The organism is Burkholderia sp. 22PA0099 (assembly GCF_047497165.1).
GTDB lineage: Bacteria > Pseudomonadota > Gammaproteobacteria > Burkholderiales > Burkholderiaceae > Burkholderia.
In genome coordinates this window covers 2,093,523-2,118,519 of record NZ_CP163164.1, presented here as the reverse complement: position 1 = coordinate 2,118,519, position 24,997 = coordinate 2,093,523, and the positions used below count along the sequence as shown (strand labels likewise).

Below are 24,997 nucleotides of genomic sequence, written 5' to 3'. Positions count from 1 at the left end.
TATAATGAACAGATATCACTCCATATATCATTCATTTTCATCTGAAATGAAACCCCTCGATCTCGACGCCGTTCGCGCGTTCGTGCTGGTGTCCGACCTGGCCAGTTTCACGCGCGCCGCCGACGCGCTCGGCACCACCCAATCGGCCGTCAGCCTGAAGATCAAGCGCCTGGAGGCCCACTTGGGCCGCGCGCTGCTGGAGCGCACGCCGCGCGTGGTGCGGCTCGCCGCCGACGGCGACGCGTTCCTGCCCGCCGCGCGCGAGTTGCTCGACGCCCATGCGCGCGCGCTCGGCGCGGTGGCGGCCGAGCCGCGCCGGCTCGTGCTCGGCATCAGCGAGCACGTCGCGGTGCCGGATCTGCCCGCGCTGCTGGCCAGCCTGAACCGGCACGACCCGGCGCTGGCGCTCGACCTGCACCTCGGCTCGTCGAACACCCTGCTCGGGTTGTACGACGAGCGGCAGCTCGATGCGGTCCTGATCCGCCACGAGCCGGGCGAGGACGCCCCGCGCGAGGGCGGCCAATTGCTGTTCACCGAGCCGCTGGCCTGGCTCGCCGCGCCCGATTGGGCGCCGCGCGCGGGCGAGCCGCTGCCGCTGGCGGTGCTGTCCGGTTCGTGCGGCGTGCGGGCGGCCGCGCGGCGTGCGCTGGAACGCGCCGGCCTCAGTTACCACGAGCGCTTCACGAGCGGCGGCGTTGCGGCGGTGGCCGCCGCCGCGGAGGCCGGCCTGGCCGTGTGCCCGCTCGCGCGTCGCGTGGGGCCACGCACGCTGGTCGAGGTCGGGGCGCGCTTCGGCCTGCCCGCGCTGCCGGTGTCGGAAGTGATCCTCTATTCACGGGTGCGCGACACGCGCTCGGCCGACACGCTGCGCCGATTGACGGCGAGCCTGTCCGCTTCGGCATAAACTGTCCGGCTGCCCACCTTCCCCTCGATGCCCGACCGATGACGCCCGCCGCCCGCCAACACCTCCGCGCGAACCTGCTGATGCTGGGCGCCGCCGCGATCTGGGGCTCGGCCTTCGTCGCGCAGCGCCTCAGCCTGTCGGTGATCGGTCCGTTCCTCTATACCGGCCTGCGCTTCCTGTTGGGTGCACTGGTGCTGGTGCCGCTGCTGCTCGCGCGCCGTTCGGCGCGCGCCGAATTCGCCGCGCTCGCGCAACGGCCCGCCGGGCTCGTGCCGGGCCTGGTGCTCGGCACGCTGCTGGCCGTCTCGATCTCGCTGCAGCAGGTGGGCCTGCAATACACGAAGGTCGCCAACGCCGGCTTCATCAGCTCGCTCTACGTGGTGCTGGTGCCGCTGATCGGCGTGGCGCTGCGCCATCGCGCGGGCCTCGGCACCTGGCTCGGCGCGACGCTGGCCGCGATCGGCCTGTATTTCCTCAGCGTCGACGAGCATTTCTCGGTGATGTACGGCGACGGTTTCCAGTTGGCCGGCGCGGTCATCATCGCCGTGCATGTGATCGCGGTCGGCCATTTCGTGCGACGACGCGACCCGCTGGTGCTGGCGTTCCAGCAGTTCGTCGTGTGCGGGCTGCTGTGCGGCGCGGTCGGGCTCGCCGTCGACACGCTCGACACAGCCACGCTGCTGCGTGCGCTGCCGACGCTGCTGTACGGCGGCGTGCTGTCGGTCGGGGTGGCCTACACGCTGCAGGTAGTCGCGCAACGCGACGCCGCGCCCGCGCACGCGGCCGTGATCTTCAGCATGGAAGGCGTGTTCGCGGCCATCGCGGGCTGGGCCGCGCTCGGCGAGACGCTGAGCGTGCGCGCGCTCGTCGGCTGCGCGCTGATGCTGGCCGGGCTGCTGGTCTGCCAGTTGTTGCCGGGCCGCGCCGCCGCGCGCGAGGATGGCGGCCTGCCCGCTTGAGCATGCGCCGACAACGGCGAAAAAATAGGACCCGATCGATTGACAACGGTGCGCCGCGTGTGCGACGCCGGCGAATTCGATCCCTATAATGTCGGTTCCCTTCCTTTCCGCACACGCCTCGTGAGCCTTTCCGCCGCCGACCTTTCCGCCGCCCTGCTGCGCGAGCGCGCCGCCCGTTATGCGGCCGAAGCCGCGCTGTTCGCGCGCGATCAGGCGCTGTCCGTCGCATCGCACGATCTGCGCAGCCCGCTCAATGCGATGCACAGCTGGGCCTACGTGCTCGAACGCCAGTTGCCGCCCGGCGACGTCTCGCTGCAGCGCGCGCTGGGCGGCATCCGCACCGGCATCGAACAACAGACCAGGCTGATCGAAACGGCGCTCGACGCGCCGCGCGCCGATACGCGCGCGCTGGTGGTGGTGCCCGCCGGCTTCGCGCTCGCACCGTTCCTCGACGATTGCGCCGCGCTCGCCCGCGCCGCGCTCGGCGACGCGCGCGGCACGACGCTCGTGCTCGAAGCCGGCTCGGCGCGCGACACCTCGCTGTTCGCCGATGCCGAACGGCTCTCGCAGGCGCTGTGGGCGCTGACGGTGTTCGCCATCGAGGCCAGCGCCCCCGGCGCGACCGTCACGCTGCGCTGCGACGCGCTCGGCTCGGCCGACAGCGTCACGTTCGAGGCGGCGTTCACGGCCGATCCGGCCGCCATCGTCGACCCGGCGCTGCCGCACGCGCTCGACGCCGGCGCGCGCCGCGAGGCGCTGCTCGAACGCGACGGCCGCCGCCCGCCGTGGGCGATCGCACTGTGCCACCGCGTCGCCCTCGCGCACGGTGGCAGCTTCACGCCGCCCGTGCTCGAAACCGGCGCGCCGGCACGCTGCGCGCTGACGCTGCCGCGCAAGGCCACCACATGAGTTTTTTTCCGGAACGCCAACTTTACGTCCGGCTTTCCGCCCCTATACTGGCGTTTCCTTCACTTCCGGAGTTGTTTCGTTGATACAGATCATCGCGCTGATCGGCGCGTTGTTGCTGGTGGCGCTCAATGGCTTTTTCGTCGCCGCCGAATTCGGTCTCGTCAAACTGCGCGCCACGCGCGTCAAGACGCTGGCCCGCCAGCACGGCCTTCGCGGCCGCATCCTGCGTGTCGTCCACGCCCGCCTCGACGCGTATCTTTCCGCCTGCCAGCTCGGCATCACGCTGGCCTCGCTCGGCCTCGGCTGGATCGGCGAGCCGGCCTTCGCCGAACTGCTCGCGCCGTTGCTCGGCGCACTCGGCGTCGATTCCCCGCAACTGGTGCATGCGATCTCGCTGGTGTTCGCGTTCACGGTGATCTCGTTCCTGCACATCGTGGTCGGCGAACTCGCGCCGAAATCGATGGCGATCCGCCAGCCCGAGCAGGTCGGCCTGTGGCTCGCGCTGCCGCTCTACGCGTTCTACTGGGCGATGTATCCGGCGATCTGGGTGCTCAACAACAGCGCCAACGCGGTGCTGCGCATCGTCGGGCTGACGGCCGAGCACGGCGGCGATTCGCACTACTCGACCGACGAACTGAAGCTGATCCTGCGCAGCCGCCGCAACGCCGTCGGCGCGAGCAAGGCGCCCGTCGCCACCTACAGCAACGACGAGTGGAACACGCTCGCGCACTCGCTCGATTTCTCGTCGATGACGGTGTCGGACCTGATGCGGCCGGCCAACGAAATGATCGGCCTGCGCCGCGACCTGCCGCTGCTCGACAACATGGGGGTGGTGGCACGCCACCGCTTCAGCCGCTACCCGCTGTTCAGCGACGCCGCGCGCGAGCAGGTGATCGGGCTGATCCACCTGAAGGACCTGCTGCTCGCGCGTCACGCCGGCGCGGCGCTGGAGGATCTGTCCGACTACGTGCGCCCGGTGCAGTACGTGCGCCCCGATACGCCCGCGCTCGAACTGTTCCGGCGCTTCCGCAAGGGCGCGCCGCACTTCGCGCTGGTCGGCAACAAGCATGAGAAGCCGATCGGCTTCCTGACGCTCGACAATCTGCTCGGCGCGCTGGTGGGCCAGATCCACGACGAATTCCGCCAGGGCGACGCCGATTGGGCGCGCCTCGACGACGGCACGCTGATGGGCAAGGGCAGCCTGCCCGTGGTGTCGCTCGAACAGGCGCTCGGCATCGATATCGACGAAGGCCGCGCCGAATCGGTCGGCGGCCTCGTGATCCAGGCGCTCAGCGATCTGCCGAGCGAAGGCCAGCGCGTCTCGTTCGACAACTTCGACGTGGTGGTCAAGAAGATGAACGGCCCGCGCATCGTGCTGGTGCGCGTGTATCCGAAGGACGTCAAGGAAGCGGACGAGTAAGCGCCGCGCCCCGGCATTCGCTTCACGATCCGCAGCAAAAAAAGCCCGCGCGCGCACCTTGCGGTGTCGCGCGCGGGCTGCCCTGCGCCGCCGCTGCTGTTATCAGGCGCGCTCGGGCTGCATGTCGTTGGCAATCCATTCGATCACCGAGCGATGCTTCGGCTGCCAGCCGAGCAGGCGCCGGGCGCGCTCGCCGCGCACGCGGCTGTTCGAGCCGAGCCCGTAGTTCGCCATCTCGTAGCCCCACTCCGCCTCGGCATCCTCGAGCGGCCAAGCCTGCGCCGCGCCCAGGCCCATCGCCTTCGCGATCGCGGCCGACATCTCGCCGAACGCCGCCTCGCCGCTTTCGACGAAGTAGAACGTGCCCTCGGCCGGCGTGCGTTCCAGCGCAAGCTTGTAGAGCGCGACCACGTCGTCGATATGCACGTTCGACCAGATGTTGCGGCCCGGGCCGACGTGGCGCACCACGCCGCTCTTTTGCGCCTGGCGAATCAGGCGCGGCAACTGCACGCTCTCGCGCGGCAGGCCCAGCCCGTGGCCGTAGATCAGCGTGTTGCAGAGCACGGCAGCGCGAATACCGTGCTGCGCCGCGCTCAACACCAGCGTGTCGATCGCCACGCGCGCCGCCTTGTCGGCGGTCGGCTCGGGGAGCTTGTCTTCCTCGTAGATCCGGTCACTGCCCTCGCCGCCCGACGCGTCGCCGACGATGCTCGATCCGCTCGTATGCAGCAGCACCTTGCCCGAATCGCGCAGGCCGTCGATCAGTGCCTCGACCGCGCCGCGATGGTCGCTGTCGGCCGCGTTGATCACGGCGTCGGCCGCCTGCGCCTCGCGAATCAGCAGCGCGCGATCGTCGAGCGAACCGATGCGCGGCTCGACGCCGATCGCGCGCAATTCCTCGGCCTGCGCCTCGCGCCGCACCAGCCCGACCACCTGATGCCCGTCGGCGGCGAGGCCTGCCGCGATCGACCCGCCGATGAAACCGCCCGCACCCGTGATGAACACCTTCATGTCGTACTCCTTTCAAACGATTCGTGGAATGACAGCGAGTGTGGCCGCAATCGAAGCCCGCAAAAACCGTGTTAGCCTCAAGTCATTCTTGAATCCGGATCAACAATGAAAACCTCGACCGAAGAGTTGCAGACCTTCGTCGCGATCATCGACAGCGGCTCGATCACGGCCGCGGCCGAGCAACTGGGGCAGACGGTATCGGGCGTGAGCCGCGCGCTGAACCGGCTCGAACGCAAGCTCGGCGTGACGCTGCTGCGCCGGACCACGCGCAGCTCGCAACTGACCGACGAGGGCGAACTGCTGCTGGCCCGCGCGCGCGACATCCTGCAATCGGTGGAGGAAGCGGAAACCGCTGTTTCGCTGGGCCGCGTGAAGCCGGCCGGTCGCCTGCGCGTGGATGCGGCCACGCCGTTCGTACTGCATGCGATGGTGCCGCACCTGCCGGCCTTCACGGCGCGCTACCCCGATATCCAGCTCGAACTGACCAACAACGAACGTTTCGTCGACCTGATCGAACAGCGCATCGACATCGCGATCCGGATCGGCACGCTGCCCGATTCGACGCTGCACGCGCGCCCGCTCGGCTCGGCGCCGCTGCATATTCTCGCGAGCCCGGCCTATCTGGCCGAACACGGCACGCCGCGCAGCGTGGCCGATCTCGCGCGGCACCGCACGCTTGGCTTCAGCGACATCGAAACACTGAACCGCTGGCCGCTGCGGCGCGGCGCCCGCAATGGCAACGGCGCGGACAACCACGACGGCGTGACGATCCAGCCCGCGCACACCGCCTCGAGCGGCGAGACGATCCGGCACCTCGCGCTCGCGGGGCTCGGCATCGCGTGCCTGTCGGATTTCATGAGCGCCGACGACATCGCGACCGGCCGGCTGGTGCCGGTGCTGACCGAACACATGACGGGCTACCGCCAGCCGATCAGCGCCGTCTACTATCGCCACGCGGCGCTGACCGGACGCGTGCAGGGCTTCCTCGATTTCCTGAGCCAGCATGTCAAGTTCTGACGCCGCGCTGCCGCCCATCTACCTGATCACGCCCGAGCCGGCATCAGCCTCGACGGTCGATCTCGATGCGTTCGTCGCGCGGCTCGATGCGGCATTGGCCAGCGGCATCGCGCTCGTGCAACTGCGCGTGAAATCGATCGATACGGAATCCTTCGCATTGTTGGCGGCGCGCGTGATCGAGCACGCCCATCGCGCGAACGCGCGCGTGATCTGCAACGGCCCGCTCGCGCCAAGCGACGCGCTCACGCTGGGTGCCGACGGCGTGCATCTGAGCCAGGCCGCGCTATTGGCCACGCAAGCGCGGCCGGTGCCGGCGGCAGCGCTGCTGTCTGCCGCCTGCCACGACCGCGCCTCGCTGCTGCATGCGCAGCGGATCGGCGCGGACCTCGTCACGCTGTCGCCAGTCAAGCCGACGCTCACGCACCCGGGCGCGCCCGCGATGGGCTGGACGCATTTCGCCGCGTGCGTGGCGGCCCTTCCTCACGGTGACGCGATGGTGGCCATCTACGCGCTAGGCGGCATGACGCGCGCCGACCTGCCGCAAGCGCGCGCGCATGGCGCGCACGGCGTGGCGGGCATTCGGGGTTTCGGAGGGGATTGAACGAGCCGGCGCCTGCATCGAGCAAGCGCCGGCTCGCGACGCTCAGGCCTCGCAGGCCTGCTCGTCGACCGGATAGACGCGCGTGTCGTGCGTCAGCGCATAGCCGTTGACGTCGCCCGTCAGCCAGGCCATCAGCGAGTACGGCGGCAACTGCCCGAGCAGCACGGTGTCGCGCGCGCGCGGCGGTGTCTCGAACACCACGGTGCCGCCAGGCACATGCTCGAACGGCAGCGGCTCGGGCGACAGGTTCAGCGCGAGGCTCAATACCTCGCCGTCGCCGAGCGACCAGACGGCCAGCAACGCATCGGCCTCGCTGCCATCGCCCAATTGCAGCAGATCGGCCGATTGCGGCCGCGAGTCGGCCAACCGCGGCGCGATCAGCTTGGCGCGCACGGCCAGCGCGGAGCGGATGAAACGCTCGCTGGCCTCGTCGGGCGCAGCCTCGGCGAAGATCAACGGAATTTGCGGCGTGAGCAGCGACAGCGCCAACGCGGCCAGCCCGGCCTGGCGCGTGGCCGGCGACGGGCGGCTCGCGCCGTCGGACAGCACCAGCGACGTCATCGCCAACGCGCCATCGGCCGCACCGCGCTCGTCGCCGCGTTGATAGGCCGAGCCGCCGGCCGTCAGCGCGCGCGCCAACGTGTGGATGGTCTGGCGCGTCGAGATCGCCTCGCGATACGGATGCGCGGCGCGCCCCGTCAGACGATGCAGCGCGCGTTCGCCCGATTCGTTCCATTGCGCATCGAAATGCGTATCGCCCAGATGCGACGGATGACGCTGGCTGCCGAGCACGAAATGCACGAGCCGGTCGTTCGATACGGCCGCGCGTGCGCGATCGGCGATCTCGCGCAGGCCGGCATTGTCGATGCGGTCCGCGTCGCGCAGGCGCACGCCGTCGCAGCGATATTCCTCGATCCAGTAGAGCGCGTTGTCGCAGAAGAAATCGCACACCTCGGGGTGTTCGAGCGCGAGCGGCGCGTGCTGCGGATCGTCGCGCAACTGGTAGAACGGCGCGGCGTAGCGCTGCAGGTCATCGTGGCCATTGCCGAAGCGCGCGTAGTCGAGATCGAGCAGCACCGCGAGGCCGAGACCGTGCGCATCGTCGATCAGCGCCTTCAATGCGTTCGGGCCGCCGTAGGCGGCCACCGGCGCGAACGGCAACGCGTCGTGCAGCGCATCGGGCGAGGCCAGCAATTCAAGCGCGGTCACGCCGAGCCGCGCGAGTTGCGGCAAGCGTTGCCGCACCGCTTCGTAGCCGCCCACCGCGCCGGGCTGGATCGCGTAGAACGCCATCTCCTCCCACGGGCGCCCGCGCCAGAACGTATTGCGCCACACGAATTCGCGCGGATCGATCACCTCGCTCGCGCCGCCGATGCCGTCGGGCTGCGAGCGCGACGCGGGATCGGGAATCAGCAGCGTGTCGTCGAGCCGATAGCGATAGCGCGTGCCGGGGCCGCATTGCGCGAAGGCCTCGAACCAGCCCTGGCCGGCATGTTCCATGTCGATGGCGGGCTCGGCCGAGCCGTCGATGCCGAATTCGAGGCGCACTTCGGCGCTGACGGGGGCCCAGAGGCGGAAGTGGGTGCGGAGCGTGGCGGCGCTCTCGCTGCAGGGCTGCGCGCCGAACGCCAGGCAGTGCGTGTAGCGGTGCGCGTGAGGGTCGTGCGGACAATCGGACATGTGATGCGCTCCTCGCGATTGCGGAAGGCATCCGGCACCTGCAAACTACGTGCCGGGGCGGTGGAGTGGCTCAGTATGCGCTGAATCGTCCGATGAAGCGAGCATCGGGGTCCGTAATTTTTAAATGCGAATCGACCCCGGCAGAGCGGGTCGAGGCATGAATTTCGCTACCGCGATTCGATAGGAGAGCCAAAGGATTGGCGCCACCGCCAGCCTCAATCGGCCGCCGTTTCGGCGGCGTCGGCCTGCATCAACTGGAACACGTTGCCTTCGGGATCGACGCCATCGCAGAGGCGATACGGAAAGCCCGCATGGCGCTTGACGCCGCGCATCGGCACACCGGCGCGCACGAGCGCGTCGTGCGAGGCCTCGATGTCGTGCGTCACGCGAAACACGAACTTCGCGTTCGAAGCGTGAGTGCGCATCGCCGCGCCCCCTTCCCCATCGACGCGATATGCCTCGCCGACGCGATGCAGCGCCATCTCCACGCCGCCCGCATCGAGCACCACCCATTCGCCGTCGATCTCCTCGCGCAGCGGCAAGCCAAAATGCGTTTGGTAGAAAACCTTCAACTGGCGCACGTCGTGCGTGTATAGAATCACCCGGGTCATCGGAAGCGGCATCGGCATGGTTTTTTTGATTTCTCGGTCGGATCGGCGCAATGGACGGGCGCCCCCGCGAGAATAACCCGGCCGCCGCGCTCCGGTCCGCTCGTCCGGTGCCGCCGCGAGCGGCGCGCGCCGCGCGGAAGGCGGCCTCCACTCCCCAGGCCCATGCTGACCGTCCATCATCTGAACAACTCGCGCTCGCAGCGCGTGCTCTGGCTGCTCGAAGAACTCGGCGTGCCCTACGAACTGAAGCGCTACCAGCGCGACCCGCGCACCATGCTCGCGCCGCCCGAACTGCGCGCCGTGCACCCGCTCGGCAAATCGCCCGTGATCACCGACGACGGCCTGACGCTGGCCGAATCGGGCGCCATCATCGAATACCTGATCGATCGCTACGGCGAGGGCCGTTTCGCGCCCGCGCCCGGCACGCCGGAGCGGCTGCGCTACCGGTACTGGCTGCATTACGCGGAAGGCTCGGCGATGCCGCCGCTGCTGCTGAAGCTGGTCGCGCAGCGGATCGCGCAGGCGCCGATGCCGTTCTTCGCCAAGCCGATCGCGCGCAAGATCGCGGCCACGCTGCAATCGAGCTTCGTCGATCCGCAACTGAAGCTGCATCTCGGTTATATCGAGGCGGAACTCGGCGCGACCGGCTGGTTCGTCGGCGATGCGTTCAGCGCCGCCGACGTGCAGATGAGCTTCCCGCTCGAAGCCGCCGCCTCGCGCGCCGACACGGTGGCGCAACTGCCGGCGATCCGCGCGTTCCTGGAGCGAATCCACGCGCGGCCGGCTTACCAGCGCGCGCTCGAACGCGGCGGCCCGTACGGCATGGTGAGCTGACGCCGCCCTCCGCACCATGCCGCGCAATACGGACCACAAACGGGCCGCTAACTGCCGAGCAGCCCCGCCGCGACGTTGATCGACAGCCCGAGCACCGCCATGTTGAAGTAGAATGACAGGATCGATTGCGCAAGCCCCGCGCGGCGGATCGATCGATTGTTCAGCATCACGTCGGAGGTTTGCGAGGCCACCGCGATCGTGAACGAGAAATACAGGAAATCCCAGTAATCGGGCTCGACGTCGCGATCGGGAAACTGCAGCGCGCGCGCCTTCTCGGGCGACTGGTAGTAGAGCCGCGCGTAATGCAGCGTGAAGATGGTCGGGATCAGAAACCACGCGCCGAACAGCGTCGCGCCCGTCACCGCGTAGTGCTCGATGCCGGCGCGCAGGCCCACGCTCTTGGCGCTGGCCAGCTCCACCGCAATGGCGGCCACGCTCGCCACCGTCGCGACGCAGATGATGGTCAGCACCGTCGTGGCGCTCTCGTCCTCGCGCCTCGCGATCTCCTGCACCTTGTCGTGATGCGCGCGCGTCATCTGCCACCACATCATCGCCAGATACAGCCAGACGGTGATGTCCCAGCCCACCAGCACGCGCGGGAAGCGGCCGTGCACCATCGGCAGGCACGCCGCGCCCAGCACGCCGAGCAGCAGCGCCACCCACATGCGGGGCCGGTTGCGCACCAGCATCGGAACGTTCGTCATCGACACCTCTTCAGAGGAAAACGGACGGCGCGACCGCGCCGGGCAAAGGGATCAAGCAGGATCAAGCGGAATCATGCGGGATCGGATGGCAAGCTCAACCGACCTGGTTCAGTTCGAACACGACGTCGACCGCCGAGCCGTTCCAGTTGTATTCGAGATACGCCGCGTGATGACAATCGCGCAGCATCGTGGTGCGGAACGCGGCCAGGCATTCGCCGCCGCGATCGCGCACCGACGGATAGGCCAGGCCCGCGAAACCGGCGCCGCGCACCATGCGGCCAAACGCGCGGCCCGCCGAGTAATCGGTGCGGTCGAGCAGGGCCGGATCGCGCGCATCCCAGGCGCGGATGTCGGCCACTTCGCCGTGCGCGGCCACCGTGTAGAGCCGCATCTGCTGGCGCAGCGGCTTTTGCCGGGTGGCGGCGAGAAACAGGCTGGTGTGATGGCGCGTTTCGGCGATCGCCGTCTGCCGCGAGCGCGCGCAGTAGAACACGCCGTAGCTGCCGTCCGAGAAGCGGCTGCCCTGCGGGTTCAGGTGCGTGAACGCGGCCATGATCGGCCCGTAGCCGGGGCCGAAACGGCGCTCCGAGAACGGCACCAGATCGAGCTGGCCGACCTCGGCGCGCACGCGGTCGTTGGTCATCGCCTCGAGCGCGTAGAGCGCGTCGAAATCCTCGGGCGAGGCCACGCGGTCGAACAGGTTGATGGCGGGAAAACGGGTGGGAATGATGCGGTAGGCAGGCGCCCAATCGAGCGTGGAAACGGGCCAGCGGGTCGATCGTTCGGCTGATGTCACGCCCAGCCCCCCCGCACGGCGTCGAGATACTGGCGCACCGCCACCAGGTCGCTGACGTTGCCGGCCAGCATCCGGTCGAGCGCGCGGCGGCCGTTGAACGGCGCGGCGTCGTTCTTGCGCTTGACCCAGCCGTCGGCCGCCTCGGGCGGCAGCAGGATCTGCAAGGCCTTGTAGATGCCGAGCATCAGCGACAGGCGTTCGAGCGTGTCGCGCGCGAGCCGCGCCGTTTGCGGCGAGGCCTTCCATTTGAAGAACGTCGAGCGGCCCGGCGAACCGAGCAGCACGATCTGCTCGTCGGTCGACAGGTCCCAGTCGTTCGCGATGTTGAAGAACGCGCGCAGGCCGGCGGCGGACATCTGCGCGGTGGTGGCTTCGGGAATGGCCGGCGAGGCCGGAAGCGGGGTCGAAGCGGGTAGAGACATGGCCGTTAGTCTCAAAGTGAATTGACTAACAAGATTAGTCTATTTCGGGATGAATGCAAGGGTCCGATACCGAACGGCGTCTGTCCAGGCCGCCGGCACCGTCGCCGGACGCGGGCTGGCGGGGCATCGCGGGCGATTGTCGCAGCGCATCGATGACGGCCGTCCCCGCGCGCATCGTGCGCCGATCCGATCAGGGCCGCGCGGCGAAATGTCGGACGAATCGCCAAGGCAATAAAAAACGGTGGCGACGCTTGCACGTCGCCACCGCCGCTTTTCCGCCCCCGCCGATTACGCGCGGTTCGGCCTGCTTTTCAGGCCGCCTTTCACGCCACCGCGCCCAAGCGCCGCCGCACCGCCGACACCTGCGGCTCGCCGCGTACGGCCTGTCGTGCATCATTTTCGGCGACGATCTGCGCCACCCGCGCCAGATGGCGGCGATTGTCGTGATCCCACGGATGGAAGCCCGGCCGGAAGAAACTCAGCCATTCGCGCGCGATGCGCGGAAACACGCCGTGACGCGGGCCGTACAGGAACTGGATCACGCGCAACATGCCGCGCACGCGCTGGCCGGAGGTGCGATCCGAGCGGATCAGCCGCGTATGGAGCAGGAACACGGTGGGCCAGAACGTCAGCGTGGTCATCAGGTACGTGCCGACGCGCATCAGGTAGCGCTTCGCGCCCGGCTCCATGACGGCGTTCCACACGTCGAACGACACTGCCTTGTGCTCGGTTTCCTCCAGCGCATGCCAGATCCACATCTGCTTGTAGCCGGCCTCGGCGCCATCCATGCGCGACGCATCGTCGAGCAGCAGGCCGGCCAGCATCGCCGTGTAGTGCTCGGCGGCCACCGTGTGCGCGAGCTGCATCGAATGCGGCATGACGCGCTTCATCCAGCCCAGCACCTTCCAGATGCGCTGGTCGAGCTTGCGGGCCGGCAGCCGGTTGGCCTGCAGCGCCTCGTTGTACTCGATGTGCTCGCGCGTGTGCATCGCTTCCTGGCCGATGAAGCCGATCACCTGCTGCTTGAGCACCGGATCGTCGATGCGGTCGCGATAGTTGCGCACCGAATCCATGAAGAAACGCTCGCCGGCCGGAAACAGCAGCGACAGCGCGTTGAAGAAATGCGTGACGGCCGGCCCCTGGCCGTGCCAATCCTTGGCGCGCTCGACCGGCAGCGTGAAGTGCAGATCCCGGCGCACGGGCATGATGTCGGCCGCGACGGCGGCTGCGGACGGATGGGACATCGCTGATGCTCCTTGACGGATCGTGCGGCGCAGAATGCGTCGCACCCCGAATGATTACATTGAACGATGTAACGATACGGGAAGGTGTCGCGGCCGCGCAAGCCCCGCGCTAGTGGCGCGCTTCCAAACACCGGACGCGCGCGGCGCGGTCCGCCGGGCCGGCAACGCACGCCCGGCTTGAAACCGGGCATGTCTGAGGAATGACGAAGGAAGGCGATGCGGCACGCCCCGCGGCGTCGAAAAAACTTTGAAAAATCCTCGGATGAGGACAAAAAACGACGGCGATGCGCGGGTTGTCGATGGGGTCGAAGCGGAAACGGCGAACGTTCAGGCGGCCACGGCGCCAGCCATCGCGCCGTGTTCCTCGGGCGGCGGCACGAAGATATAGCCGCGCCCGCGCATGGTCTGGATATGGCGCGGCTGGTCGCGGTTGTCCTCGATCAGCGCGCGCAACCGGAACACCAGCACGTCGAGGCCACGCTCCGAGCGCGATTCGTCGCCGACCTGCAACAGTTGCAGCAGCGTGGCGCGCGACAGCACCTGCAGCGGATGGTTGACGAAGGCCTTGAGCAGCGCGAACTCGCTGGGCCGCAGGCCGAGATCGCGGCCGCGCTTGCTGGCGCGCCGCGCGGCGAAATCGATCTCGATATGGCCGATCACACGCGGGCGCGGCACCTGGATCACGTTCGCGGCCGCCCCGACCGGGCGATGCACGATGGTGCGGATGCGGGTGGACAGTTCGAGCAGGTTCAGCGGCTCGGACAGGAAATCGTCGGCGCCGAATTCGAGCGCGAGCACCTTGTCGCTGACGTCGGGCTCCTCGCCGATCAGCACCACCGGCATGTCATAGCCGGCCGCACGCAACTGACGAAGCGATGCGTAGGTATCCGAATAGCCGGGGCCGGCGCGCATCACGATCGCCGACGGGCGCTCGCGTTCGACGCGCTCCACCAGCGTGGCGGCCGAATACCAGACGGACATCTCCATCCGGTGCTTGCTGAAATGCGTGCGCATCGCGTCGCGCACGGTTTCGTTCGGTTCGATGACTAGGACGTTGAGGCTCATGGACAATCCGCAAGATGGGCGTCGATCCGGAGGCTGGGCGGCATTGGCCTGCGCCGCGGCCGCGCGCCGCCGTCCGGGACGATGCGCGATGCCCCGAGACTAAGCACAGAATGCGCATCAAAAATGGGGGAATTAAGGAGAAAATGTGGAACCGCCCCGCGCACCGGCACGCAGCGCGCGCAAAGGACGGACAATCCGCCGCTGGCGTCGGGCGAGCCGGCCACCGCGCGGCACCGCTCCGCCCTTTAAGCCCTTTAAGCCCTTTAAGCCCTTTACGTTCCATTACGCCCTGCGCGGCATCTCCCCTGGCCATCCTGTCCCGGTATGAAAGTCGGCATCACCTCGAAACTGTTCCTCGCGATCCTCGTCACCTGCGTCGCCGTTGCCGTCGCGATGGGGGCAGCGATGCGCTACAGCTTCGAGAACGGCTTCGTGCGCTATCTGGTGGGCCGCGACGACGAGGAAGTCGCACGCGTGACGAAGGCGCTCGAAAGCCGCTACGCGACGCACGGCAACTGGGATTTCATCACCGCCACGCCCGAAGCGTGGCCCGCATTCGTGCGCTCGGTCGCGCCGATCTTCCCGCACGACGGCATGGGGCCGGACGGCTGGGCGCACGGCAATCCGCCCGGCGCGGGGCCGCGCGGCGACGGCGATCCGTTCTGGCGCGACGGCGGCTTCGGCGGCCCGCCACGCGGCAGCGACGGGCGCTGGCGCGGCCGTGGGTCGTGGGACGGCGCGGCATCGGATGCCGAGGGCGGCGAGCGCGGCATGCAGGGCGACCGCGACGCACGCTGGCGCCACGAGCGCGCGCAGCGCGACGCCGAGGCCTCGGCCGGCTCAAATGCAGGCTCAAGCGCTGTACCAAGCGCCAACTCAAACGCCGCCCCGGACAACATCCCCCGCCATCGCGCCCCCTGGGACGACCACGCCGGCAGCGCCGCCGACGCCGCTCGCCACGACGGCTACGGCATGCCGTACGACGGCTGGCGCGACCGTCCGCCCGGCTTCCGTCACCTGCCGCCGATCGCGCTGTTCGACGCCGCGCGGCATCGCCTCGCCGGCTACCCGCCGCCGCCCGACACGCCGCTGCATGCGCTGCGCGCGGGCGGCAAGGTGGTCGGCTGGCTGTCGATCGCCAAGCCCGGCGGGCTGTTCTACGCGGCCGACCAGCGCTTCCAGATGCAGCAGTCGCGCGCCACCTGGGTCATCGTGGTGGCGGCGGCCGTGCTGTCGGCACTGGTGGCGATGGTGCTGGCGCGGCTGATCCTCGCACCGGTGCGCCGCATCGTGCGCGCCACCCATCGGCTTGCCGAGGGCCAGTACGCGGTGCGCGTGCCCGAGCGCGGCAGCGACGAACTGAGCCAGCTCGCGGTGGACTTCAACAAGCTCGCCGCCTCGCTGGCCGCCGCCGAGCGCGCGCGGCGCGACTTCTTCGCGGATATCTCTCACGAGTTGCGCACGCCGCTCGCGGTGCTGCGCGGCGAAGTGGAAGCGCTGGAGGACGGCGTGCGCCGCCCCGACGCCGCCACCTTCGCCTCGCTCCAATCGGAGATCGCCCTCCTCAGCAAGCTGATCGACGACCTGCACGAGCTGTCGCTGGCCGACATCGGCGCGCTGTCGTTCGAGATGATTCCGGTGGATGTGGCGCGCGTGGTGGAGATCACCGCCGAATCGTTCGTCGAGCGGCTCGGCGCGAAGCGCATCGCGCTCGACACGAAGGTGCCGGCCGAGCCGGCGCTGATGTCGGGCGACCCGCACCGGCTCGCGCAACTGCTGCAGAACCTGCTGGAAAATTCGCTGCGCTATACCGATCCGGGCGGCGCCGTGCAGGTGGCCGTCACGGCGCGCGGCGAGCAATGGCAGATCGACGTGCTCGATTCGCACCCGGCGGTGCCCGACGCGATGCTCGCGAACGTGTTCGACCGGCTGTTCCGCGTTGACGTCTCGCGCAGCCGCCAGAGCGGCGGCTCGGGCCTCGGCCTGGCGCTGTGCAAGCATATCGTCGAGGCGCACGGCGGCACGATCGCGGCGCGCCGCTCGCCGCTCGGCGGCCTCTGGATCATGATGCTGTTCCCCTCGTTGAAGCCGGACCATGAACACTGACCGCCCCGGGCCGACCATCCTGATCGTCGAGGACGAGCCGAAGCTCTCCGCCCTGCTCGCCGATTATCTGCATGCCGAAGGATTCGGCACGGCGATCGTGGCCGACGGCCGCGAGGTGGTGCCTTACGTGCAGGCGCACGAGCCGGCGCTGGTGCTGCTCGACCTGATGCTGCCGGGGCGCGGCGGCCTGGACATCTGCCGCGACCTGCGCGGCTTCTCGATCATTCCGGTGATCATCCTGACCGCGCGCGTCGACGAGATCGACCGCCTGCTCGGCCTCGAACTGGGCGCCGACGACTACGTCTGCAAGCCGTTCAGCCCGCGCGAGGTGGTGGCGCGCGTGAAGGCGATCCTGCGCCGCATCGACCAGGCCGCCCGGCCGAAACCGGCCGGCGAAGAAGCCGGTGCAAGCCCGGGCGGCCCGGGCGGCCCGGGCGGCCCGTTCGCGATCGATCCCGAGCATCACCTCGCGCAACTGCACGGCCGCAACCTGCACCTGACGCCGGTGGAGCTGCGCCTGCTCGCGCTGCTGGTGGCGAACCCGGGCCGTATCTATTCACGCGATTTCCTGCTGCGGCGGCTCTACGACGACCATCGGGTCGTGACCGACCGCACCGTCGACAGCCATGTGAAGAACCTGCGCCGCAAGCTGCAGGCGGTGCAGCCCGAGCACGACTACATCCGCTCGATCTACGGCGTCGGGTATCAGTTCGAGCCCGACGCGAACGCGACGGGCGGCGGCGCACTGCGCTAGACGTTCTTCACGCGGAAATCGGCGCGCACGCAACCGGTCAGCACGCGATCGACGTTCGGCAGGTCGTTGCCGTCGAGCTTGGCGAGGATCGCGTCGGCATCCATGCCGTAGCCGTGCCAGCGCGCCGACAGGCGCTCCACCAGCACCGCGCGCGGCACCTCGAGCATCACGGTCGCATCGAAGAAGCGGCGCAGCGGCGCCCACGCCGGGTCGTCGAGCAGCAGGTAATTGCCCTCCACCACGATCGTGCGCGCGGCCGGCGCGATGATCTCCGCGCCGGCGCGGGCGATCTCGACCGAACGATCGAAGACCGGCACGGCGATCTCGCGGCCGTCGTCGGCCGCCAGCCGCGCGAGCATCGCGGCCAGCCCGTCGATGTCGAACGTATGCGGCGCGCCCTTGCGCGGGCGATCGCCACGCGCGTTCAGCACGCGGTCGTCGTAGTGGTAGCCGTCCATCGCGAGCAAGGCCGCGCGGCCCGGCCGGCCGTCGCACAACGCCGCGCACAAGCGCGCGGCGAACGTGCTCTTGCCCGCGCCGGGCGGCCCGGCCACGGCGACGATGCGGCGCGCGCCGCGCCCGGCCGCATCGTTCATTGCGTGCGCCGCATCCATCGCGCGCAACGCGGCGGCCAGCGCCTCGAACGTCACCTCGCGCGCCGCGACCTCGCCCTGACCGTGAAGCTGGCCTGCCACGCTCATGGCAGGCGGCTCCGCTCGGCCTGCTTGAGCGCTTCCTGCGCCGATTTCAACTGCGCACGCGTGTACAGCAGCGCATGCGAGGCCAGGTCGCGACTGTCTTCCCAGAGATTGCGCCACACCGCGAGGATGCCTTCGAGCGGCTGCCCGACCACGCGCGACGAAAAACTCTCGAACGTGATCGGCCCCGTGTAGCCCGAAAACACCAGCGCGCGGAACACCTCGGAAAAATCGATGCTGCCCGAGCCCAGATAGCCGCGATGCGAATCGCCGGTATGGAAATAGCCGAGATGCGCGCCGGTCTCGCGTATCGCCGTCATCACGTCGGATTCCTCGATATTCATGTGGTAGGTGTCCAGATGGACCTTCACGTTCGGCAGGCCGATCCGCTCGCACATCTCGACGCCTTGCGACGCCGTGTTCAGCACGTTCGATTCGTAGCGGTTGACCACTTCGAGGCCGAGCATGATGCCGCTTTGCGCGGCGGTTTCGGCCACCTGCCCGATGATCTCGGCCGACATCGCCACGCCGGCCGGCGTGGTCGGCACGAAGTTCTTCTGGAAGGCGGAATAGAGAATACCGCAGACATGCCGCGCGCCGCAGTCGCGCGCCACGCGCAGCGCGTCCTCCAGCTTGCGCTTGCCGCGCGCGGCCTTTTCCGGGTCGCCGCTCGAGATATCCGAATCGGCGTCGAGGCCCAGCGAGAAACTGCAACCGATGCCGGCGCGCTCCAGTTCGCGCCGCGTGAACGCGGTATCGATCGAGGCCGGGTCCAGCGCCGGAATCTCGATGAAGTCGAAACCCACTTCGGCCGTGTTCGCGATCGCGCGCGCGGCTTCCTCGTGGCTCCACCCGGCCTCCCAGACCAGTGCATGTACGCCCAGCTTGTTCATTCGCTCTCCTTGTGTCGACGGGGTGCGGGCGCGGCCACCGGCGGCCGGGGCGCGCGCTCGCGGAACAGGTGCTGCAGGACGCCGTGCGCCCAGATCCAGCGGGCCAGCATCACGGCGAGCAGGAACGCGCCCCACAACGCCGTGGCCAGATGCTGGTTCGCGCCGAGCAGGTTCAGGCCGGAGGCGATCACCTGCAGGATCACCAGGGCGATCACCACCGGCACCACGCGGCCGAACCCGCCGAACGGATCGACGCGGCCCAGGAAGCAGGCCAGCACCGAGATCAGCAGGAACGCCTCGCCGTGGCCGACGCGCACGGAATTGAAACTGCACAGCATCACCACCCCGGCGACGCCGCACATCAGGCCCGACAGCATGTAGATGCGCGTGATCGCGCGTGCCGTGGCGATGCCCGAATAGCGCGTGGCCTCCAGGTTCGAGCCGACCATCCGGGTGGCGAAGCCGAGCCGCGAGCGCGTCATCACGACATGCCAGATCAGCGCGCAGCCGATGAAGATCCACAGCGGCACCGGCACGCCGAGCCACAGCCCGTTGCCGAGATAGCGCACCGAAGCCGGGAAGCCGGAAATATCGCCGCCGCGCGTGAGGAATTCGCCGAGCCCGCGCAGGAAGATCATCGCGGACAGCGACACCAGGATCGGGCTCGCGCCGGTGTAGGCGATGATCGCGCCGATCATCGCGCCGGCCGCCGCGCCGGTGGCCAGCGCCGCGACGATGCCGAGCAGCACGATGCCGAGGCTCGCGTCGGCGCCGCCGTGAGACTGGATCACCCAGGCCATCGCCAGGCCGGCCATGTTGGCCGTGAACGTGACGGCCAGGTTGAAGCCGCCGGAAATCAGCGGCATCAGCATCGCCAGCGTGAACAGGCCCAGCTCGGGCAACTGGAACGCGATCGATTCGAACGTGCCGAACGTCATGAAGCGGTCGGAAGCCACGCTCAACGCGATCACCACCACGGCCAGGAAGCCGAGCAGCCCGGCGACGTCGGCCGGCACCGCGAACGCGGCGCGCCAGCCGGATGAACGGGATGACGTGTTCATGAGCCCACCTTTGCGCCGCGCGCGGCCCAGCGCGTGCCCACCAGCCGCGCGACGCCGTCGCTCGACAGCGTGATGGCCGCGAGGATCACCGCGCCCACGATCATCTTGTAGGCGTACGAGGAAATGCCGAGCAGGTTCAGGCCGTTGGCCGTGACCGACACCAGCAGGATGCCGAGGATCGCGCCGAGCACCGTGCCGCGCCCGCCGCCCAGCCGCGCGCCGCCGAGCACCACGGCGGCCAGCACGTCCAGCTCGCGGCCGTACATCGCGTTCGGCACCACCTCCTGCACGTAGTGCGCCTGCATCAGCCCGGCGATGCCGCTCATCATGCCGAGCCAGCCATACGCGAGGTAGTGCATGCGGCCGAGCCGGATGCCCACCCGCCGCGCCGCTTCCGGGTTGTCGCCGGTCGCGTAGAGCTGGCGGCCGGCGGTCGTGCGGCGCAACAGGAACCAGGTGGCCGCCACGCACACCGCCATCACCGCCACCGGCAGCGCGAGCGTGGCCACGCCGCTCGCCGTCTGCCATTGCAGCAGCGCGACGCGGTTCATCCACCAGTCGGGCAGGTCGTAGATCGACACGCCGCCCGTCACGAACATCAGCCCGCCGAAGAACAGGTTGAAGGTGGCGATCGTCACCACGATCGAGACGATCCGGAAGCGGTAGATGATGGTCGCGTTCAGCGCGCCGAGCAGGAAGCCGAAGCCCATCGCCGCCGCGAAGCCGAGCGCCCAGTTGCCGCCACCGAGCCGAGCCACGGCGAGCGCGGTCAGGTACTGCGTGACCGACGCGCCCACCGCGAACGAGATGTCGATGCCGCCCGCGATCAGCACCACCAGCAGGCCGACCGCGAAGATGATGTTGACCGCGCTCTGGTTCAGCAGGTCGAACAGGTTGGACAGCGTCAGGAACGTCGAGGTGGTGAGGCCGAGGCCGGCCGCCATCACGGCGAGCACGGCGATCAGCAGCGCCTCGATCGAGCCGATGCCGGTCTTGCGGAGCAGGTCATGCATGGACGTCTCGCTCGATGGTGTCGATCGGAATCTCGCCCGGCACGTATTCGGCCACCAGGCGGCCGCCGCGCATGTGCAGGATCCGGTCGGCGTTGAAATAGACCTCGGGAATCTCGTCCGAGATCAGCAGGATCGCCATCCCCGCCTGCGCCAGCTCGCGGATGATCGCGAAGATGCCGGCGCGCGCGCCCACGTCCACGCCCACCGTCGGCGAATCGAGGATCAGCACCTTCGGTTGCGTGGCGAGCCACTTGGCCAGCACCACGCGTTGCTGGTTGCCGCCCGACAGCGTCGAGACGGCATCGTCGGGATGGCCGATCTTGACGGCGAGCTTCGCGACCCAGTCGCGCACCAGCGCCTCGCGGCGGCGCGTGGAAATCAGCCGGGTGGCGTCGAGCAGGCCGTCGAGCACGGAGATGGCGGTGTTGTCGGCGATCGATTGCGGCTGCACCAGGCCCAGTTGCAGGCGGTCTTCCGACACGTAGGCGATGCCGGCGCGGATCGCGTCGCGGTTCGAGCGCAGCGCGAGCCGCCGGCCGTCGAGTTCCACCGTGCCCGCGTCGGGCCGCGTCATGCCGAACAGCGACAGCGCCAGCTCGGTGCGGCCCGCGCCGAGGCGGCCGGTCAGCCCGAGAATTTCACCGCGCCGGATCGTGAAATCGAGCCCGGCGTATTCGCGCCCGCGCGACAGCCCGGCCACCCGCAGCACCACCGGCGCGGCCGACAGATCGGTGCTGCGCACCGCGTAATCGAAGGTGCGGCCCGTCATCAGTTCGGTCAGGCGAGTTTGCGTCATGCCGGCGGTCGGATAGGTGCCGACGTAGCGCCCGTCGCGCATCACCGTCACGCGCGTGCAGACATCGAGCACCTCGGCCAGCCGGTGGCTGACGAACACCACGGCGATGCCGTCGGCCGACAGCCGCCGCACGATCGCCAGCAGCGCCTCGGTTTCGGCGTGGCTCAACGAGGCGGTGGGCTCGTCCATGAACACCAGCCGCGCCTCGGCCACCAGCGCCCGCGCGATCGCCACGATCTGGCGCTGCGCGATGGACAGCTTGCGCACCGGGCGATCGAGATCGAGCGCCACGCCGAGCCGTTCGAGAATCCGGCGCGCGGCGGCCTGCATGCGGCCGTAATCGACCCAGCGCAGCCGCTCGCCGAGGTTCTGTTCGAACGCGATGTTCTCGGCCACCGTCATCTCGGGAAACAGCGCGAGGTCCTGCCAGATCACCTGCACGCCGAGCCGGCGCGCGGCGGCCGGATCGAGCGCGGCGAGCGGCTCGCCGTCGAAGCGCATCTGCGCGCCCGGCTCGGGTTGATAGACGCCGCTGACGATCTTGATCAGCGTGCTCTTGCCGCAGCCGTTCTCGCCGGCCAGGCACAGCACCTCGCCCGGCATCACGTCGAAACGCACCTGCTGCAAGGCCTTCACGCCGCCGAACGTCTTCGAGATGTTCTCGAGATGCAGCAGCGCGGGGGCCTGCGCCGGCGCCCGGTCGGCGGCCGGCGCGGAGGAAGCGGGAATCATGGAAGACATCTCCCTTGCGTGAGCTTGAGGCAGCGCGCGAGTGCCGCGCGCTGCCTCTCGGGGAACGGTCAGAGGCCGAGCTTGGCGAGATCGTCGACGGTCTTGTCGTTCAGGTCGACGAGCTGGTCGACGATCAGGTTGTGGCCGCTCGGATGCACCACGCCAAGGCCGGGGATCGTCATGCCGTCCTTGACCGGCTGGCCCTTCGCGACCATCGTGCCGAGCGTCACGAACACCTCGCCCGCCTGCTCCGGGTTCCACATGTAGCCGCCCGTCAGCACGCCGTCATGCACGAGGCGGCGGCCCTGGCCCGGCGAGAACGGCCCGAGCACGATCACCTTGCCCTTCAACTGGCGCTCGGCCACCGCGCGCGCCGCGCCGATCGGCCCCTGGCTGCCGAATGCCAGGATCGCGCGCAGGTTCGGATGGGCGCGCATCAGGTCGAGCGCCGTCTGCCGCGAGGCGTCGACGTTCTCGGCCACGCCGTAGCGGTCGCCCACCAGCGTCATGCCCGGGTCGTGCGCCTTCAGGTAGGCGATCGCCGCATCGGCCCAGGCGTTGTGCAGCGGCACCGTCAGCGAGCCGACGAACACCGCGTATTCGCCCTTGCCGCCGGTCAGGTCGGCCAGCCGCTTCGCATAGGCCTCGCCGAAGCCCTTGGCCGAGGCCAGCTCGAAATCCCAGTCGGCGTTCTTCTGCTGCGGCGATTCGTGCGTGATCACCTTGATGCCGGCCGCGCGCGCCCGCTGCAGCACCGGCTCCAGCACCTGCGCGTCGTTCGGCACCACGCCGATCACGTCCACGTGCTGCGCGATCAGATCCTCGATCGCGCGCACCTGCAGCGCCGGGTCGGCGCTGGTCGGGCCGACCATGAAGGCCTTCACGCCGAGCTGATCGGCGCGCTTCTTGATGCCCGCCTCCATCGCGTTGAACCACGGAATCCCGCCGACCTTCACCACCACGCCGATCACCGGCTTGTCGGGCGACGCGAGCGCGAGGCCCGTCGTCAGCGCCAGGGCAACCGCACCCGCGCAAAGCGTGCGCATCCAGTTCCTTGCCATGTCTCCTCCATCGAGTGAAGTGAAGGCCGCGCTTGCCCGACGCGGGCGGCGGCGTGAATTACATTTTGTTTTCTCTGCTAAATCCATTCAGCAAAGAAAGTTCGTGTATGCTGAATCCATTCAGCGAAGACGGGAAGCACAGGAAAACCCTGATAAGCGCCGCCGAGTCGCGCAGCGGGACCTCACTCATGACATCCACGCCCAGCAGCAAGAAATCCACCATCTACGACATCGCCAAGGCCACCGGCGCGTCCACCTCCACCGTCAGCATGGTGCTGAACGGCACCTGGGCGCGTTACCGGATCAAGGAGGACACCGCGCGGCGCATCCTCGATTGCGCGCAGGCGCTCGGCTACCACGTCAACCAGAGCGCGCGCGGCCTGCGGCTGTCGCGCTCGGGCCTGGCCGGGATGATCATTCCGCACTACCGCAACCGCTTCTTCGCGGGGCTGGCCGAAACCTTCGAGGAACGCGCCAAGGGCCGCGCGCTGTGCCCGATCGTGGTAGGCACCAAGCGCGATCCGGCGGTCGAACTGAGCGTGACGAAAACCCTGCTGTCGCAGCGCGTAGAGTTGCTGTTCATCGCCGGGGTACGCGATCCGGGGCCGCTCAACGCGCTGTGCACCGATGCCGGCGTGCCGTCGGTGAACCTCGACCTGCCCGGCGACGGCGCGCCGTCGGTGGTGTCCGACAACCGCAGCGGCGCATGCACGCTGACCGACATGCTGCTCGACAAGATGCTGGCGCGCGGCGCGGCGCCGGATGAGCTGCTGCTGCTCGGCGGCATCGCCCACGAATACGCCACCGAGATGCGGATCGCCGGCTTTCGCGACGCGTTCGCCGCGCGCGGCCTGCCGCCGCCCGCGCCCGAAGCGATCGATTGCTGCGGTTACGGCCCGGCCGCCACGCGTGAAGCGCTCGCGCGTCGCGTCGCGCAACTCGGCCGCCTGCCGGCCGGCATGCTGATGAATTCGATCACCGCGTTCGAGGGGCTGGTGCAATACGCGGCCGATCTGCCGCTGCCCGAATGGCAGCGCGCCGTGGTGGGCTGTTTCGACTGGGACCCGTTCGCCGTGCATCTGCCGTTCGACGTGACGATGCTGCGGCAGGACGTGCAGACCATGATGGGCGAGGCGTTCGCGCTGGTGGACGCGGCCGCGGCCGGTGGCGGCAGCGTGCATCCGCATCCGAGGATCGTCGTGCCGACGCGCTTCGGCGAGCGGTTCGACACCCACGACGCGGAGCCGTCCGTCGTCGCGCAGGAGCGCTGAGAAAGGCCGCGCGGGGCAGACTACAATAGCGTTTTTCCCGTTCCTTTCAGGAGTAGCAGATGACTGTCGTGACCACCGATTCCGGTCTCAAGTATGAAGAACTGACCGAAGGCACCGGCGACGAAGCCAAGGCCGGCCAATCCGTCACGGTGCACTACACCGGCTGGCTGACCGACGGCCAGAAGTTCGATTCGAGCAAGGATCGCAACGATCCGTTCGTGTTCGTGCTCGGCGGCGGCATGGTCATCAAGGGCTGGGACGAAGGCGTCCAGGGCATGAAGGTCGGCGGTGCGCGCCGCCTGACGATCCCGCCGCAACTCGGCTACGGCGTGCGCGGCGCGGGCGGCGTGATTCCGCCGAACGCCACGCTCGTGTTCGAAGTGGAACTGCTGAAGGTCTGAGGCGGTTTTCGCCGCTTGGCCCGCTGAAGCCCCC

25 protein-coding genes are annotated in these 24,997 nt (G+C 69.0%); 11 read left to right on the top strand and 14 right to left on the bottom strand.

The features are described 5' to 3' along the window. Positions 1-46 precede the first annotated feature (46 nt). The 4 genes from AB4851_RS09410 (at position 47) to AB4851_RS09395 (ending at position 4,192) form a co-directional block, all read left to right on the top strand. Positions 47-904, top strand: coding sequence for a LysR family transcriptional regulator (locus tag AB4851_RS09410; RefSeq protein WP_414446960.1), 858 nt, complete (start codon positions 47-49; stop codon positions 902-904). 38 nt (positions 905-942) lie between these two features. Then, positions 943-1,863, top strand: coding sequence for a DMT family transporter (locus tag AB4851_RS09405; RefSeq protein ID WP_414446959.1), 921 nt, complete (start codon positions 943-945; stop codon positions 1,861-1,863). 120 nt (positions 1,864-1,983) lie between these two features. Continuing rightward, positions 1,984-2,772: a sensor histidine kinase gene (locus AB4851_RS09400; RefSeq protein WP_414446958.1), complete on the top strand. Its 789-nt coding sequence runs from the start codon at positions 1,984-1,986 to the stop codon at positions 2,770-2,772. A 79-nt stretch (positions 2,773-2,851) separates the two neighbouring features. Beyond that, positions 2,852-4,192, top strand: a complete 1,341-nt coding sequence (locus AB4851_RS09395; protein WP_414446957.1) for a hemolysin family protein — start codon at positions 2,852-2,854, stop codon at positions 4,190-4,192. 102 nt (positions 4,193-4,294) lie between these two features. Here AB4851_RS09395 and AB4851_RS09390 read toward each other — a convergent pair whose 3' ends face one another. Then, a complete protein-coding gene (locus tag AB4851_RS09390; RefSeq protein ID WP_414446956.1) occupies positions 4,295-5,203 on the bottom strand; it encodes an NAD-dependent epimerase/dehydratase family protein in 909 nt (302 codons plus the stop codon). Positions 5,204-5,308: 105 nt separating this feature from the next. Between AB4851_RS09390 and AB4851_RS09385 the strand changes: the two genes are divergently transcribed. Together AB4851_RS09385 and AB4851_RS09380 are read left to right on the top strand one after the other, a co-directional pair. Next, complete coding sequence (locus AB4851_RS09385; protein WP_414446955.1) at positions 5,309-6,220, top strand: LysR substrate-binding domain-containing protein; 912 nt, start codon at positions 5,309-5,311, stop codon at positions 6,218-6,220. Continuing rightward, entirely contained in the window at positions 6,207-6,821 is a 615-nt protein-coding gene (locus AB4851_RS09380) for a thiamine phosphate synthase (protein ID WP_414446954.1), read from the top strand. Before AB4851_RS09385 ends, AB4851_RS09380 begins: the two co-directional genes overlap by 14 nt. A 42-nt stretch (positions 6,822-6,863) precedes the next feature. On the opposite strand, the gene AB4851_RS09375 is transcribed toward AB4851_RS09380, so the two are convergent. Both AB4851_RS09375 and AB4851_RS09370 read right to left on the bottom strand, forming a co-directional pair. Continuing rightward, on the bottom strand, positions 6,864-8,501 hold the full coding sequence (locus AB4851_RS09375; RefSeq protein WP_414446953.1) for a DUF3459 domain-containing protein: 1,638 nt from the start codon (positions 8,499-8,501) through the stop codon (positions 6,864-6,866). Between the two features lie 215 nt (positions 8,502-8,716). Continuing rightward, positions 8,717-9,124, bottom strand: coding sequence for a VOC family protein (locus AB4851_RS09370; protein WP_414449159.1), 408 nt, complete (start codon positions 9,122-9,124; stop codon positions 8,717-8,719). Between the two features lie 150 nt (positions 9,125-9,274). Here AB4851_RS09370 and AB4851_RS09365 point away from each other — a divergent pair, with 150 nt between their 5' ends. Further along, positions 9,275-9,946: a glutathione S-transferase family protein gene (locus tag AB4851_RS09365; protein WP_414439864.1), complete on the top strand. Its 672-nt coding sequence runs from the start codon at positions 9,275-9,277 to the stop codon at positions 9,944-9,946. Between the two features lie 47 nt (positions 9,947-9,993). On the opposite strand, the gene AB4851_RS09360 is transcribed toward AB4851_RS09365, so the two are convergent. From AB4851_RS09360 to AB4851_RS09340, 5 genes are all read right to left on the bottom strand, one after another. Next, positions 9,994-10,650 carry a DUF1345 domain-containing protein gene (locus tag AB4851_RS09360; protein WP_414446952.1) on the bottom strand — a complete coding sequence of 219 codons (657 nt, stop codon included), beginning with the start codon at positions 10,648-10,650 and terminating at the stop codon, positions 9,994-9,996. A 94-nt stretch (positions 10,651-10,744) separates the two neighbouring features. Continuing rightward, complete coding sequence (locus AB4851_RS09355) at positions 10,745-11,452, bottom strand: RES family NAD+ phosphorylase (RefSeq protein WP_414449158.1); 708 nt, start codon at positions 11,450-11,452, stop codon at positions 10,745-10,747. Continuing rightward, a complete protein-coding gene (locus tag AB4851_RS09350; RefSeq protein ID WP_414439866.1) occupies positions 11,443-11,868 on the bottom strand; it encodes an MbcA/ParS/Xre antitoxin family protein in 426 nt (141 codons plus the stop codon). The genes AB4851_RS09355 and AB4851_RS09350 overlap by 10 nt, the downstream gene beginning before the upstream one ends. 323 nt (positions 11,869-12,191) lie before the next feature. Further along, complete coding sequence (locus AB4851_RS09345; protein ID WP_414439867.1) at positions 12,192-13,112, bottom strand: metal-dependent hydrolase; 921 nt, start codon at positions 13,110-13,112, stop codon at positions 12,192-12,194. Between the two features lie 327 nt (positions 13,113-13,439). After that, a complete protein-coding gene (locus tag AB4851_RS09340) occupies positions 13,440-14,177 on the bottom strand; it encodes a winged helix-turn-helix domain-containing protein (RefSeq protein WP_414446951.1) in 738 nt (245 codons plus the stop codon). A gap of 324 nt (positions 14,178-14,501) precedes the next feature. On the opposite strand from AB4851_RS09340, the gene AB4851_RS09335 reads away from it, so the two are divergent. Both AB4851_RS09335 and AB4851_RS09330 read left to right on the top strand, forming a co-directional pair. After that, on the top strand, positions 14,502-16,283 hold the full coding sequence (locus tag AB4851_RS09335; protein ID WP_414446950.1) for an ATP-binding protein: 1,782 nt from the start codon (positions 14,502-14,504) through the stop codon (positions 16,281-16,283). Continuing rightward, a complete protein-coding gene (locus AB4851_RS09330; protein WP_414446949.1) occupies positions 16,273-17,037 on the top strand; it encodes a response regulator in 765 nt (254 codons plus the stop codon). Before AB4851_RS09335 ends, AB4851_RS09330 begins: the two co-directional genes overlap by 11 nt. Here the strand turns inward: AB4851_RS09330 and AB4851_RS09325 are convergent. From AB4851_RS09325 to AB4851_RS09300, 6 genes are all read right to left on the bottom strand, one after another. Next, positions 17,034-17,738, bottom strand: a complete 705-nt coding sequence (locus tag AB4851_RS09325) for an AAA family ATPase (RefSeq protein WP_414446948.1) — start codon at positions 17,736-17,738, stop codon at positions 17,034-17,036. The two genes, AB4851_RS09330 and AB4851_RS09325, sit on opposite strands and share 4 nt — an antisense overlap. Then, on the bottom strand, positions 17,735-18,628 hold the full coding sequence (locus AB4851_RS09320) for a sugar phosphate isomerase/epimerase family protein (RefSeq protein ID WP_414439872.1): 894 nt from the start codon (positions 18,626-18,628) through the stop codon (positions 17,735-17,737). The genes AB4851_RS09325 and AB4851_RS09320 overlap by 4 nt, the downstream gene beginning before the upstream one ends. Continuing rightward, positions 18,625-19,689, bottom strand: coding sequence for an ABC transporter permease (locus AB4851_RS09315; protein ID WP_414446947.1), 1,065 nt, complete (start codon positions 19,687-19,689; stop codon positions 18,625-18,627). Before AB4851_RS09315 ends, AB4851_RS09320 begins: the two co-directional genes overlap by 4 nt. Then, positions 19,686-20,702, bottom strand: coding sequence for an ABC transporter permease (locus AB4851_RS09310; RefSeq protein WP_414446946.1), 1,017 nt, complete (start codon positions 20,700-20,702; stop codon positions 19,686-19,688). Before AB4851_RS09310 ends, AB4851_RS09315 begins: the two co-directional genes overlap by 4 nt. Further along, a complete protein-coding gene (locus AB4851_RS09305) occupies positions 20,695-22,230 on the bottom strand; it encodes a sugar ABC transporter ATP-binding protein (RefSeq protein WP_414446945.1) in 1,536 nt (511 codons plus the stop codon). The genes AB4851_RS09310 and AB4851_RS09305 overlap by 8 nt, the downstream gene beginning before the upstream one ends. 68 nt (positions 22,231-22,298) lie before the next feature. Next, positions 22,299-23,291 carry a substrate-binding domain-containing protein gene (locus AB4851_RS09300; RefSeq protein ID WP_414446944.1) on the bottom strand — a complete coding sequence of 331 codons (993 nt, stop codon included), beginning with the start codon at positions 23,289-23,291 and terminating at the stop codon, positions 22,299-22,301. Between the two features lie 188 nt (positions 23,292-23,479). Here AB4851_RS09300 and AB4851_RS09295 point away from each other — a divergent pair, with 188 nt between their 5' ends. Next, positions 23,480-24,562 (top strand): LacI family DNA-binding transcriptional regulator, encoded by a 1,083-nt coding sequence (locus tag AB4851_RS09295; protein WP_414446943.1) that lies wholly within the window; start codon positions 23,480-23,482, stop codon positions 24,560-24,562. Positions 24,563-24,621: 59 nt separating this feature from the next. After that, positions 24,622-24,963: an FKBP-type peptidyl-prolyl cis-trans isomerase gene (locus AB4851_RS09290; RefSeq protein ID WP_414439878.1), complete on the top strand. Its 342-nt coding sequence runs from the start codon at positions 24,622-24,624 to the stop codon at positions 24,961-24,963. The last annotated feature ends 34 nt before the right edge of the window (positions 24,964-24,997 follow it).

Bases quoted from the DNA above. Each gene is read 5' to 3' on its own strand.
- AB4851_RS09410 (WP_414446960.1), top strand. From the start codon at position 47: ATGAAACCCCTCGATCTCGACGCCGTTCGCGCGTTCGTGCTGGTGTCC.
- AB4851_RS09405 (WP_414446959.1), top strand. From the start codon at position 943: ATGACGCCCGCCGCCCGCCAACACCTCCGCGCGAACCTGCTGATGCTG.
- AB4851_RS09390 (WP_414446956.1), bottom strand. From the start codon at position 5,203: ATGAAGGTGTTCATCACGGGTGCGGGCGGTTTCATCGGCGGGTCGATC.
- AB4851_RS09385 (WP_414446955.1), top strand. From the start codon at position 5,309: ATGAAAACCTCGACCGAAGAGTTGCAGACCTTCGTCGCGATCATCGAC.
- AB4851_RS09380 (WP_414446954.1), top strand. From the start codon at position 6,207: ATGTCAAGTTCTGACGCCGCGCTGCCGCCCATCTACCTGATCACGCCC.
- AB4851_RS09375 (WP_414446953.1), bottom strand. From the start codon at position 8,501: ATGTCCGATTGTCCGCACGACCCTCACGCGCACCGCTACACGCACTGC.
- AB4851_RS09370 (WP_414449159.1), bottom strand. From the start codon at position 9,124: ATGCCGCTTCCGATGACCCGGGTGATTCTATACACGCACGACGTGCGC.
- AB4851_RS09365 (WP_414439864.1), top strand. From the start codon at position 9,275: ATGCTGACCGTCCATCATCTGAACAACTCGCGCTCGCAGCGCGTGCTC.
- AB4851_RS09360 (WP_414446952.1), bottom strand. From the start codon at position 10,650: ATGACGAACGTTCCGATGCTGGTGCGCAACCGGCCCCGCATGTGGGTG.
- AB4851_RS09350 (WP_414439866.1), bottom strand. From the start codon at position 11,868: ATGTCTCTACCCGCTTCGACCCCGCTTCCGGCCTCGCCGGCCATTCCC.
- AB4851_RS09345 (WP_414439867.1), bottom strand. From the start codon at position 13,112: ATGTCCCATCCGTCCGCAGCCGCCGTCGCGGCCGACATCATGCCCGTG.
- AB4851_RS09340 (WP_414446951.1), bottom strand. From the start codon at position 14,177: ATGAGCCTCAACGTCCTAGTCATCGAACCGAACGAAACCGTGCGCGAC.
- AB4851_RS09335 (WP_414446950.1), top strand. From the start codon at position 14,502: ATGAAAGTCGGCATCACCTCGAAACTGTTCCTCGCGATCCTCGTCACC.
- AB4851_RS09330 (WP_414446949.1), top strand. From the start codon at position 16,273: ATGAACACTGACCGCCCCGGGCCGACCATCCTGATCGTCGAGGACGAG.
- AB4851_RS09325 (WP_414446948.1), bottom strand. From the start codon at position 17,738: ATGAGCGTGGCAGGCCAGCTTCACGGTCAGGGCGAGGTCGCGGCGCGC.
- AB4851_RS09320 (WP_414439872.1), bottom strand. From the start codon at position 18,628: ATGAACAAGCTGGGCGTACATGCACTGGTCTGGGAGGCCGGGTGGAGC.
- AB4851_RS09315 (WP_414446947.1), bottom strand. From the start codon at position 19,689: ATGAACACGTCATCCCGTTCATCCGGCTGGCGCGCCGCGTTCGCGGTG.
- AB4851_RS09310 (WP_414446946.1), bottom strand. From the start codon at position 20,702: ATGCATGACCTGCTCCGCAAGACCGGCATCGGCTCGATCGAGGCGCTG.
- AB4851_RS09305 (WP_414446945.1), bottom strand. From the start codon at position 22,230: ATGATTCCCGCTTCCTCCGCGCCGGCCGCCGACCGGGCGCCGGCGCAG.
- AB4851_RS09300 (WP_414446944.1), bottom strand. From the start codon at position 23,291: ATGGCAAGGAACTGGATGCGCACGCTTTGCGCGGGTGCGGTTGCCCTG.
- AB4851_RS09295 (WP_414446943.1), top strand. From the start codon at position 23,480: ATGACATCCACGCCCAGCAGCAAGAAATCCACCATCTACGACATCGCC.
- AB4851_RS09290 (WP_414439878.1), top strand. From the start codon at position 24,622: ATGACTGTCGTGACCACCGATTCCGGTCTCAAGTATGAAGAACTGACC.